Annotated in this window: 12 protein-coding genes; 11 read left to right on the top strand and 1 reads right to left on the bottom strand. The window is 71.5% G+C overall.

The annotated features are described in order from the left end of the window. The first annotated feature begins 20 nt into the window (after positions 1-20). The 9 genes from ACFQQI_RS08655 (at position 21) to pcrA (ending at position 8,983) form a co-directional block, all read left to right on the top strand. Complete coding sequence (locus tag ACFQQI_RS08655) at positions 21-1,652, top strand: methyl-accepting chemotaxis protein (RefSeq protein WP_378560948.1); 1,632 nt, start codon at positions 21-23, stop codon at positions 1,650-1,652. A 138-nt stretch (positions 1,653-1,790) separates the two neighbouring features. Beyond that, entirely contained in the window at positions 1,791-2,687 is an 897-nt protein-coding gene (locus tag ACFQQI_RS08650) for a hypothetical protein (RefSeq protein WP_378560945.1), read from the top strand. A gap of 97 nt (positions 2,688-2,784) precedes the next feature. Beyond that, positions 2,785-3,894 (top strand): chemotaxis response regulator protein-glutamate methylesterase, encoded by a 1,110-nt coding sequence (locus ACFQQI_RS08645; protein WP_378560942.1) that lies wholly within the window; start codon positions 2,785-2,787, stop codon positions 3,892-3,894. Continuing rightward, positions 3,891-4,727: a CheR family methyltransferase gene (locus ACFQQI_RS08640; protein WP_378560939.1), complete on the top strand. Its 837-nt coding sequence runs from the start codon at positions 3,891-3,893 to the stop codon at positions 4,725-4,727. The genes ACFQQI_RS08645 and ACFQQI_RS08640 overlap by 4 nt, the downstream gene beginning before the upstream one ends. Next, positions 4,715-5,101 carry a PleD family two-component system response regulator gene (locus tag ACFQQI_RS08635; RefSeq protein WP_378560936.1) on the top strand — a complete coding sequence of 129 codons (387 nt, stop codon included), beginning with the start codon at positions 4,715-4,717 and terminating at the stop codon, positions 5,099-5,101. Before ACFQQI_RS08640 ends, ACFQQI_RS08635 begins: the two co-directional genes overlap by 13 nt. A gap of 1 nt (position 5,102) precedes the next feature. After that, positions 5,103-5,549, top strand: coding sequence for a chemotaxis protein CheX (locus ACFQQI_RS08630; RefSeq protein ID WP_378560933.1), 447 nt, complete (start codon positions 5,103-5,105; stop codon positions 5,547-5,549). 43 nt (positions 5,550-5,592) lie between these two features. Then, on the top strand, positions 5,593-5,955 hold the full coding sequence (locus tag ACFQQI_RS08625; protein WP_378560930.1) for a response regulator: 363 nt from the start codon (positions 5,593-5,595) through the stop codon (positions 5,953-5,955). 7 nt (positions 5,956-5,962) lie between these two features. After that, positions 5,963-6,433, top strand: a complete 471-nt coding sequence (locus ACFQQI_RS08620; RefSeq protein ID WP_378560927.1) for a hypothetical protein — start codon at positions 5,963-5,965, stop codon at positions 6,431-6,433. Between the two features lie 138 nt (positions 6,434-6,571). After that, complete coding sequence (gene pcrA / locus ACFQQI_RS08615) at positions 6,572-8,983, top strand: DNA helicase PcrA (RefSeq protein ID WP_378560924.1); 2,412 nt, start codon at positions 6,572-6,574, stop codon at positions 8,981-8,983. Between the two features lie 225 nt (positions 8,984-9,208). Here the strand turns inward: pcrA and ACFQQI_RS08610 are convergent, their stop codons facing one another. After that, positions 9,209-10,264: a M23 family metallopeptidase gene (locus ACFQQI_RS08610; RefSeq protein WP_378560921.1), complete on the bottom strand. Its 1,056-nt coding sequence runs from the start codon at positions 10,262-10,264 to the stop codon at positions 9,209-9,211. 237 nt (positions 10,265-10,501) lie between these two features. Here ACFQQI_RS08610 and ACFQQI_RS08605 point away from each other — a divergent pair, with 237 nt between their 5' ends. Together ACFQQI_RS08605 and ACFQQI_RS08600 are read left to right on the top strand one after the other, a co-directional pair. Beyond that, positions 10,502-10,909, top strand: coding sequence for a cobalamin B12-binding domain-containing protein (locus ACFQQI_RS08605; RefSeq protein WP_378560918.1), 408 nt, complete (start codon positions 10,502-10,504; stop codon positions 10,907-10,909). Between the two features lie 169 nt (positions 10,910-11,078). Then, positions 11,079-11,487 (top strand): ATP-grasp domain-containing protein (locus ACFQQI_RS08600; protein WP_378560915.1); only part of this gene is annotated, 409 nt, incomplete at its 3' end.

The raw sequence follows: 11,487 nt of genomic DNA, 5'->3' as shown, positions 1-11,487 counted from the left end.
CACACTCTCGGAGAAGCTGAATGACCACCATCACCACCGACCGCACCTCGAGCCGTACGCCGCTGGCGTGGTTCCGCGACCTCGGCGTCCGCACCAAGATCCTCGCCGCCGTCGGGCTCACCGCGCTCGTCGCCGTCGTGGTCGGGATCATGGGCCTGCAGTCGCTGAGCGGCTCGGTCGACAGCGCCGAGGGCATCTACACGGAGAACGTCGAGGGCGTCGACGCGGTCGGCGACATGCGCGCGTCGATCGCGGACATGCGGATCGACGCCCGCAGCGCGGTGCTCGGCCTGAGCCAGGCGGACAAGCAGGGCGCGGCGACCAAGCTGCACGACGACCACCTCGCGTTCGAGGAGGCCGCCGAGCGTTACGTTACCGGCGGCGTCACCGACTTCCAGCAGGGGCACCTCGACGCCCTGGCGGCCGGGGTCGGCGACTACTTCGCCCTGCAGGAGGACGTCCTGCTCCCGCTCGCCATGGCGGGCAAGGCCGACGAGTGGTGGAAGACCAACGCCGCTCAGGGCGCCCCCATCACCGATGGCATGACCGAGCACGTGGACGCGCTCATCGAGGCGGAGGACACCGCGGCCGAGGCTGCCGTGCAGGACGTCCGGAGCAGCTACGAGGGCAACCGGTTCACGGCCATCGCGCTCCTGGTGGTCGGCATCGGGCTCTCGGCGCTCCTCGGGTGGGCGGTCGCGTCCGCGACGTCGCGCCGGGTGACCGCCGTCAAGGAGATCGTCGAGGCGCTGGCCGAGGGTGACCTCACCCGTCGGGCCGAGCTGAACTCCGCGGACGAGGTCGGCCAGATGGGCGACGCGCTCGACCGCGCCACCACTCGCCTGCGCGAGCTGATCGGGACCGTGGTCGGCTCGGCCGACGCGGTGGCGGCAGCCTCGGAGGAGCTGTCGGCGTCGTCGCAGCAGATCTCGGCGGGTGCCGAGGAGACGTCGGTCCAGGCCGGCGTGGTCTCGGGTGCCGCAGACGAGGTCTCGCGCAACGTGCAGACAGTTGCCGCCGGCGCCGAGCAGATGGGGGCGTCGATCCGGGAGATCGCGAGCTCCGCGAACGACGCGGCCCGGGTCGCCTCGCAGGCCGTCGCGATCGTGGAGACGACCAACGAGTCGGTCGCCAAGCTCGGTGTCTCGAGCCAGGAGATCGGCAACGTGGTCAAGACGATCACCTCCATCGCGGAGCAGACCAACCTGCTGGCGCTGAACGCGACCATCGAGGCCGCTCGCGCCGGTGAGGCCGGCAAGGGCTTCGCCGTCGTCGCGAACGAGGTCAAGGAGCTCGCACAGGAGACTGCCCGGGCCACCGAGGACATCGCCCGGCGCGTGGAGACGATCCAGGGCGACACCACCGGCGCGGTCGACGCGATGGGCGAGATCTCGACGATCATCGCCTCCATCAACGACTACCAGCTGACCATCGCCTCGGCGGTGGAGGAGCAGACCGCCACGACGAACGAGATGTCGCGCAACGTCGCCGACGCCTCGACCGGCTCCGCCGAGATCGCGAACAACATCACCGGCGTCTCGGCGGCCGCCGAGTCGACGACGCAGGCACTGGTGCAGGCCTCGGGTGCGATCGGCGAGGTGGCCCGCATGTCGGCCGAGCTCCGCAGCGCCGTCGGCTTCTTCAAGGCCTGAGCAAGGGCCGGACAAGACCGGGCCAACGCAGCCCCGCCCCTCCGAGCGAGGGTTTAGCATCGACCCCGTCCGGACAATGTCCGGGCGGGTCGGTCGCTCTGGACGAGTGCCGGCGGTCAACGGGACGGGAGCGAGCCAGTGGCGTACTCCGTGGTCGGTGGTCCGGCGCTCGGGTTCGACCTCGCGCGGCTGCCCGGCGGGGCCCAGGTCGCGGCGGTGCTGCGGGTCGGCCTCGCCGCCGGTCCCGAGGAGCTCGACCGCCTCGCTGCGTGCCACCCGGGCGCGGGCGCCCGCGAGGAGTGGCGCCGAGCCCACGTCCCCACGGCCGACACCGACTCGGTGGTCGCGACGCTGCCGCTGGCCGGCGCCGCCCTCGAGGAGGCGGCAGCGGGGGAGACCGCGCTGCTGCGCCGGCTCGAGACCAGCCTGCTCGGCGACGTGCACGCCCTGGACCGGATGGTCCGGCGCGACGTCCTCGACTGGACCTGGCTGCACGGCGGCCCGGTGTCGGTCCAGGACCCCACCGCCTCGCTCGCCGCCGACGTGCTCTCCGACGCCGCCACCAGCGCCTACCTGCGCGACCGGCTCACGCCCGAGCTGCGCCGGGCGATGGCCGCCCCGTTCGTGCGCTCGGGGCTCGCGGGCGCACCGGGCCTCGAGACCGGGGTGCCGGCGCTCGACGAGATCCTGACGACGTTCGCCTCCGCCGACGAGGACGCGCGGTGCGCCTGGCGCCGGGTCGTCGACCAGCATCGGGTCCACACCGCGGAGTGGGCGCCGGCGATGCACCAGGCGACCTGGGCGCTCTCGCTCTCCGATCGGCTGCGGCCCGCCTGCGACGCCCAGCTCGCGGCCGTGATGGCCTTCGCCAGCGCCGGCTTCACCGCGCGCGACGCGGCGTACGGCGTCTGGAACGCCTGGTCCGGAACTGTGCAGGCGACCCTCGTGGACGACCTCCTCCCCGGCGACGACGCGGCCGTCCTGATGCGGGTCTGGACGACCGTCCACACCGCGCGCGAGCAGTCCGCGGACTGACCTCACTCGGCGCGCCGCGGTCTCTCAAGTCCGAAGCAGCACGGCCGATCTTCCCTTCACCTGTCAACGGGGCAGGGTGAAACTCGAAGGGCCTTTCATGCCACGGATCCGGGTTCTCGTGGTCGATGACTCGGTGGTGATCCGCAAGCTGGTCTCGGACCTGCTGTCCGCGGACCCCGACCTCGAAGTCGTCGGCACCGCCGTCAACGGCAAAGCGGGCCTGCAGAAGATCGCGCTCCTGAAGCCCGATCTCGTCACGATGGACATCGAGATGCCGGAGCTCGACGGCATCGGCGCCGTCCGCCAGCTGCGCGCGAGCGGCAACCGCGTACCGGTCATCATGTTCAGCACGCTGACCGAGCGCGGCGCGGCCGCCACCCTCGACGCCCTTGCCGCCGGCGCCTCCGACTACGTCGCGAAGCCGGCGAACGTCGGCAGCGTCGGCCGGTCGATGGAGCAGGTGCGCGAGGCGCTGATCCCGCGGATCAAGTCGCTCGTCCCGCGCGCCGGAGGCCGACCGACCCAGGCCGGGCCGGCCTCCGCGCCGGCGCCGGCACCGTCGCTGCGTCCCCCCGCGCCGCTGCCCGCAGGGGGGCACAAGCTCCTCGTCATCGGGTCGTCCACGGGCGGGCCCGAGGCCCTCAACACGCTGCTGTCCGGCCTCCAGCCGCTGCCGGTGCCGATCGCGATCGTGCAGCACATGCCGCCGGTCTTCACCCGCCAGTTCGCGGCGCGCCTGGACCGCCAGCTCCCGTTCGAGGTCACCGAGGCCGTCGACGGCCAGGTGCTTCGACCGGGGACGGTCTGCATCGCCCCGGGCGACTATCACCTGGAGGTCGTCGCGGACGGCCGCGCCTTCGTCGCCCGGCTCAACCAGGCGCCGCCGGAGAACTACTGCCGGCCCGCCGTCGACGTGCTGTTCCGCAGCGCTGCGGCGGTCGCCGGCCCCGCCGTCCTCGGCGTCGTGCTCACGGGCATGGGGTCCGACGGATGCAAGGGAGCGCGGACCATCGTCGACCGCGGCGGCAGCGTCATCGCCCAGGACCAGGCGACCTCCGTCGTCTGGGGGATGCCGGGCGCGGTCACGACCGCCGGGCTCGCCGAGCGGGTGCTGCCGCTGGGCGACATCCCCCTCGAGATCACCCGCCGCGTGGTGCAGCACACCACCGCCGGCACCACCATCACTGCAACAGGAGGCGTCCGGTGACGATCAGTCCCCAGGCCTTCTCCTTCGTCCGCGAGCTGGTCCGCGCCGAGAGCGCGATCGTCCTCGAGACGGGCAAGGAGTACCTCGTCGAGTCTCGGCTGGTGCCGCTGGCTCGCGCGGGGGGGCACCCCAACGTCGACGCGTACGTCGCCGAGCTCTCGCAGCGCCGTACCCCGGCCGGCCTCAAGCAGGTCGTCGAGGCGCTCACCACGAACGAGACGTCGTGGTTCCGCGACTCGGACCCGTTCAACACGCTCCGGCAGACGGTGTTCCCCGCGCTCGCCAAGACCCGCCCGAACCGGACCCTCCGGGTCTGGGCCGGCGCGTGCTCGAGCGGCCAGGAGCCGTACAGCATCGTGATGACCGCGCTCGACACCCCGGAGCTGGCCGGCTGGAAGGTCGACCTGGTCGCCACCGACCTCTCCGACGAGATGCTGGAGCGGGCCCGCAAGGGCGAGTACTCGCAGCTGGAGGTCAACCGCGGCCTCCCGGCGACGACCATGGTCCGACACTTCGAGCGCGCAGGCCTCAACTGGAGGATCAACCAGTCGATCAAGGACCGTGTGGAGTTCCGTCACCTGAACCTGACCCGGCCGTTCCCGCCGATGGGGAAGTTCGACGTGGTGTTCCTCCGCAACGTGCTCATCTACTTCGACCTGCCGACCAAGCGGGACGTGCTCAAGCGGGTGCGCCAGGTGATGGCACCCGACGGCCACCTCTTCCTGGGGGCGGCAGAGATGACGATGGGCGTCGATGACGCATGGGAGCGGGTGCCGGCGGGTCGGTCCTCGGTCTACCGGATCAGAGAGGAACAACGCACATGCGCGCCCTGATTGTCGATGACTCCCGAGCGATGCGCCGGATCGTCGGCCGCATCCTCGCGGACGCGGGCTACGAGACCTTCGAGGCCGGCGACGGCCAGGAGGCCCTCGCCCTGCTCGAGGGCCTCGACGGCCCGCCCGAGCTCGCCTGCGTCGACTGGAACATGCCGGTGATGGACGGACTGACGTTCATCACGGAGGTCCGCAAGCGGCCCGAGTGGCGCGCCATCACGCTGATGATGGTGACCACGGAGAGCGAGCAGGACCGTATCGTCCGCGCCCTCGCGGCCGGCGCACACGAATACCTCATCAAGCCCTTCACGGGTGAAGCCATGCTCGAGAAGCTCGACCTGCTCGGCCTTCTCCCGACCTCCACGGGGGCCTGACATGACCATCTCCAGCGCGCCCGACGAGGCGCTCGTCCTCGCTGCCATCGAGCAGGTGTGGGGCTCGATGCTGTTCGCGTCCGCCCAGCCCTGGCCGGCCGACCGGCCCGCCGAGTTCGACACCGGCCTCCAGGCCCAGATCGAGCTCCGCGGCGACTGGAACGGCCGCCTGGTGCTCACCTGCGACAGCGCCGTCGCGGGTGAGATCGCCGGTGCGATGCTCGGCCTCGGCCCCGAGGAGGAGCTCGCCGAGCCCGACGTCCACGACGCCGTGGGCGAGGTGCTCAACGTCGTCGGCGGCAGCGTCAAGGGTGCCCTGCCGGGCGCCTCGGCGCTCGGCCTCCCCGGCGTCTCCGAGGTCACCGAGGTGCCCAGCCGCGGTGACTCGTTCGTCGTCTCCTGGGGCGACGCGCCCGTGTACGTCCAGATCGTCCCGGACGCCGCCTGAGCGGCGCCGGCCACCTCCCCCGAGAAGCAAGTAAGGAAAGGTCATGAAGATCCTCATCGCCGATGACAGCAAGGTCATGCGCCAGATCGTGCTGCGCACGTTGCGCCAGGCCGGCTTCGGTCACCACGACTTCGTGGAGGCTGTGGATGGCGCCGAGGCCCTGGACAAGGTCGCGAGCGAGTCTCCCGACCTGGTCCTCTCGGACTGGAACATGCCCAACAAGACCGGGATCGAGCTGCTCCGCGCGCTGCGGAGCGCGGGCAACGCGATCCCGTTCGGTTTCGTCACCTCCGAGGGCTCCGAGGACATGCGGCAGACCGCGAAGGACGCCGGCGCGATGTTCCTCATCGCCAAGCCCTTCACGGCCGACCACTTCGAGTCCGAGCTCTCCGGAATGCTGGGCTGAGGCCGCCGTGCTCCCCGACCGCAAGGACATCAAGGACCTCTTCGAGGGCCTGCTCGGCCGCGACGTCGACCTGACCGACGGCAAGCCCGTCGACATCGGCATCCCGAAGCCGGTCATCGCGACGTACATCGACGACCACCACAACCTGCGCGCCGTCGCGGTGATGGCCTTCGGCCTCGCCGCTCGCTCGGGCGCGGCGATCGCGCTGATCCCCAAGGGCGCTGCCGAGGTCGCCGAGGAGGACCGGATGCTGCCGCCGAACCTCTTCGAGAACGCCTCCGAGATCTGCAACATCCTCGCCGCTCCGATGGGCGACGCGATGGGCGAGCACCTGCGGCTCTCCGAGTCGTTCGCCCCGTCCGACTCGGTCCCCGCGCAGGTCCTGCACGTCGCGGCGCAGGTCGCGGCGCGCGAGGACGTGAAGCTCGACATCGCCGGCTACGGACCGGGCGAGCTGTCGATCATCGTGAAGGTGTGAGCGGAGACGCGCCAGCGGATCCGCTGATGGTGGTCGAGCAAGCCGCGCGGCTGAGCCTGCGAAGCCGCGACCGGCGTGCCGAGACCGGCCGAGCCGTCGGGCGGACTGACGGAGCTCCCACGTAGGCTGGGCGGCGAGATGAGCACGTCGATCCCGCTGCCCGGCCTGGAGTCCGTCGCACCCGCCGACCCACCCGCCCGTCGCGGCCCGGGCCGCGAGGAGCTGCTGGAGGGCCTCAACGAGCCGCAGCGCGCCGCCGTGGTCCACGAGGGCGCCCCGCTGCTGGTCGTCGCCGGAGCCGGCTCGGGCAAGACCCGGGTGCTCACCCGGCGGATCGCCTGGCTGATCTCCGAGCGCCGAGCCCACCCCGGCTCGATCCTGGCGATCACCTTCACCAACAAGGCCGCGGCCGAGATGAAGGAGCGCGTCGAGGCGCTCGTCGGCCGGCGCGCCCGCATCATGTGGGTGTCGACCTTCCACTCGGCGTGCGTGCGCATCCTGCGCAAGGAGTCCGACAAGCTCGGCTACAAGTCCAACTTCTCCATCTACGACGCGGCCGACCAGAAGCGCCTGATGACGCTGGTCTGCAACGACCTCGACCTCGACCCCCGCCGCTACCAGCCGGGGGCGCTGCTGCACTGGGTGTCGAACCAGAAGAACGAGCTGCGCGACCCCGAGGACGCCACCAAGGACGCCCGCAACCACCTCGAGGAGACGTACGCCGCGGCGTACACGACGTACCAGCGCCGCCTGCGCGAGGCCAACGCCTGGGACTTCGACGACCTCATCATGAGCACGGTGCACCTCTTCCAGCAGTTCCCGGAGGTCAAGGAGACCTACCGGCGCCGGTTCCGGCACGTGCTGGTCGACGAGTACCAGGACACCAACCACGCGCAGTACGCGCTCATCCACCAGCTCTGCGCCGACGACCCGGAGATGCCGGACCCGGAGGCCGAGCGCGTCGAGCCGGCCGAGCTGATGGTGGTCGGTGACGCCGACCAGTCGATCTACGCCTTCCGCGGAGCCAACATCCGCAACATCCTCGACTTCGAGCAGGACTTCCCGAACGCGACCTCGATCCTGCTGGAGCAGAACTACCGGTCCACCCAGACGATCCTCAATGCCGCCAACGCGGTGATCGGCCACAACAAGGGCCGCAAGGAGAAGCGGCTGTGGTCCGACGCCGGCGACGGCGAGCGGATCGTCGGGTACGTCGCCGACGACGAGCACGACGAGGCGCGCTTCATCTCGGAGGAGATCGACAAGCTCACCGACGAGGGCGCCTACCGGCCCGGGGACGTGGCGGTCTTCTACCGCACCAACGCGCAGTCGCGGGTGTTCGAGGAGATCTTCATCCGCACCGGCATGCCCTACAAGGTCGTGGGCGGCGTGCGGTTCTACGAGCGGCGCGAGGTGCGCGACGCGCTGGCCTACCTGCGGATGCTGGTCAACCCGGCCGACCAGGTCTCCCTGCGCCGGATCCTCAACACGCCGAAGCGCGGCATCGGCGACCGGGCCGTCGAGTGCGTCAACGCGCTCGCCGACCGCGACCGGATCACGTTCTGGGAGGCGCTGCGCCGCGCGCAGGACGCCCCCGGCCTGGCGACCCGGTCGCTCACGCAGATCCAGGGCTTCGTGGCGATGGTCGAGGAGCTGCAGTCGATGGTCGACGGGGGCGAGCGCCCCGACGTCGTGCTGGAGACCACCCTCGCCCGCTCGGGCTACATCACGGCCCTGGAGGAGAGCGACGACCCGCAGGACGAGACCCGCCTCGAGAACCTCGCCGAGCTGGTCGCCGTCGCCCGCGAGTTCGCCGACGACCCGGTCGCCGGGCCGTCCGCCGACCCGGCCGACGTCGACGCGGGCACCGTGGCTCCCGGGCTGGCCGACTTCCTGGAGCGGGTGGCGCTGGTCGCCGACGCCGACCAGATCCCCGACGACGACCCCGACGAGTCGGGCGTCGTCACGCTGATGACGCTGCACACGGCGAAGGGCCTGGAGTTCCCCGTCGTCTTCCTCACCGGCCTCGAGGACGGCGTCTTCCCGCACGCCCGGGCGCTCGGCGACCAGCCGGAGCTCGAGGAGGAGCGCCGCCTCGCGTACGTCGGCCTCACCCGCGCCCGCGAGCGGCTCTACATCTCGCGAGCCGTGGTGCGGTCGGCGTGGGGCGCGCCGTCCCACAACCCCGGCTCGCGCTTCCTCGACGAGCTCCCGGTCGACCTCGTCGACTGGCGGCGCACCGAGGCCGCCCAGACCCGCTGGAGCCGCCCCGACCTCAGCGGCGGCTCGACCGGGCTCGGCGCGCCGACCGCCGCGGGCCGCCGCAACTTCTCGGCCGCCGCCGTGCGCGCCGATGCCGCTGCCCGCGCCAAGCCGGCCCGGGAGATCCCGAGCCTCGAGCCGGGCGACCGGGTGCTCCACGACTCCTTCGGCATGGGCACCGTGGTGGCGCTGGAGGGCGTGGGGGAGAAGTCCGTCGCCTCGATCGACTTCGGGTCCGAGGGCGTCAAGCGGCTGCTGCTGCGCTACGCGCCGGTCGAGAAGCTCTGACAAGCGGAGCGCGTCAGAGCTTCTGATGGTGGTCGAGCGAGCCGCGCGACTGAGCTTGCGAAGTCGCGTCCGGCGTGTCGAGGCCTGGTGAGGTGACCGTCGACGTAGATGTCGACATCCCCGTAGCCGCGTACGTCACCGGGTCTCGACCCGCGCCGTCGGGTCCGCTGGCGCGTCCCCGGGCGCTTGCTCGACCACCAATATCACGCCGTCGCGGCTCCGCCGCTACGGCGTGATGCCGTGGACCACCATGGCGGCGTACGGGTCGACCGGGTCGCCACCACCGGGGCGCACCTCGAGGTGGAGGTGGGGGCCGGTGACGTTGCCGGTGGAGCCGACGGTGCCGATGGTGTCTCCGGCGGAGACCTCGTCGCCCACGTTGACGTCGTAGGAGGTCTGGTGGCAGTACCAGAGCTCGGTGCCGTCATCGAGCGTGATGACGGTCTTGTTGCCGTAGGCGCCGTCGTAGCCGACGGAGGTCACCACGCCGTTGGCGACGGCCCGGATGGCGGTGCCGCTGGGCGCCGCGAAGTCGAGGCCGGTGTGGTAGTGCGCCCACAGGCCGTAGTCACCGAACTCGGCGGTCAGGTGGTAGCCCTCGACGGGGATCACCCACTGGTTGAGCCGGAGGACGTCGGCCCGCTGCTCGGCCTTCTCGGCGAGCTTGGCGAGGGCGGCGTTGCGCTCGCGGTTCTGTGCCTCGGCCTCGTCGACGAGCTTGGCGTCCGCGGTGTCGGCGAGCGAGTCGCGGCGGGAGTCGCGGCTGACGGTGCGCCGGTCGAGCAGGCTGGCGCTCGCGACCTGGCTGGCACCGCTCAGGGCGCTGGCCTGGCTGAACCGGGCGGAGTCCTCGGAGAGCCCGCCGGTGGCGGTCATGGCGCCGCCGACCGACACGGCCAGGGCGGCGAGCCCGAGCAGGGCGGGGGCCGACGGGAGGCCCCGGAAGAGCGGCGCGCGCGAGGAGCTGCGGCGGGCACCGGCCGCGGACGGCGCGGTGCGCGGCGTGTGTGCGGCGCGTACGCCGGTGATGCGGGAGGTCTGGTAGACGGCGGGGCGCTCGGTGAGCACCTCCGGTACGTCGCGAGCGGCCGGGAGGACGATCGTCTCCTCGTCCTCGTGGAGGACGGGCGCGAGCGGCGCGACGGGAGCGACGGAGCGGTCGGTGGACCGGCGACCGGGCTTCTCGGCCCGCCGTTTGCCGGCGGCCGGAGCGGATACCGGGGTCGGGAGGTCCGAGGGACGGCGGCGGGGGCCGCGGCGTTCCGCTCGGTGGTTACCCATGAATTTGCTTCTCCGCTGCTCGGGGTTCAGACGGCGAGGCCCGACTGTAACGGACCGATCACGGGGCGGGGAAACCGCCCCGAAAGTTTGTGGACGAAATCTGTCGGCACACGCTCCCACAGATTTGTTCCAGAAGGGACATCGGCTGCTTCGGCCCGCCTGAAACCTTTCGGTCGAAAGTTTTTACCGTGGCCCCGGCCACGTGGCGCGTCTCACGCCTGGGCTAGCCTCCGTCGCATGAGCTCCCCAGTCGCCCGCCGGGTCCGCATCGTGGTCGGCAAGCCGGGTCTCGACGGCCACGACCGGGGCGCGAAGATCGTGGCCCGCGCGCTGCGCGACGCCGGCCACGAAGTGGTCTACACCGGTCTGCACCAGACCCCCGAGCAGATCGTGGAGACCGCGATCCAGGAGGACGCCGACCTGATCGGCCTCTCGGTGCTGTCCGGCGCCCACATGACGCTCTTCCGGCGCCTCGTCGAGCTGCTCGCCGAGCGCGACGCGTCGGACATCGTGGTCTTCGGGGGCGGCATCATCCCGGAGGAGGACATCCCCGTCCTCGAGGAGATCGGCGTCGCCAAGGTGTTCACGCCGGGGGCGCCCACGACCGAGATCACGGGTTGGGTCGCGGAGCACTTCGCGGACTGACCGTCGCGGACGAGCGCGTCGTACGCCGTGCCGGACGTCACGTGGACCCGCCCTCGCCGTGCTCAGTCGCGCCGGTCTAAGGTGCCAAGGACACCCCCCGAGCATGTGGCGCGCCCCCAGACTGGCAGTGGTGTGCCCGCTCGATCGCTCCGACTAGAGGACTGAATCAGTGGACCTGATGGAGTACCAGGCGAAGGAGCTCTTCGCCAAGCATGGTGTGACCACGACGCTGGGCGTCGTCGTCGAGACGCCGGAGGCCGCCCGTTCGGCCGCCGAGAAGCTCGGCGGAGTGACGGTCGTGAAGGCGCAGGTCAAGGCCGGTGGCCGGGGCAAGGCCGGTGGCGTGAAGCTCGCCAGGTCGGCCGACGAGGCGCATCTGTACGCGTCGAACATCCTGGGCATGGAGATCAAGGGGCTCACGGTCAACCGGGTGCTGGTCACGCCGGCGACGCCGCCGGAGGAGGAGTACTACTTCTCCTTCCTGCTCGACCGCGCCAACCGCCGCTACCTGTGCATCGCGTCGGTCGAGGGTGGTGTGGAGATCGAGGAGGTCGCCAAGACCAACCCGGACGCCGTCA

Source organism: Nocardioides sp. GCM10030259, from assembly GCF_042666375.1.
Taxonomy (GTDB): Bacteria; Actinomycetota; Actinomycetes; order Propionibacteriales; family Nocardioidaceae; genus Nocardioides.
This window is presented reverse-complemented; position numbering and strand designations above follow the sequence as displayed.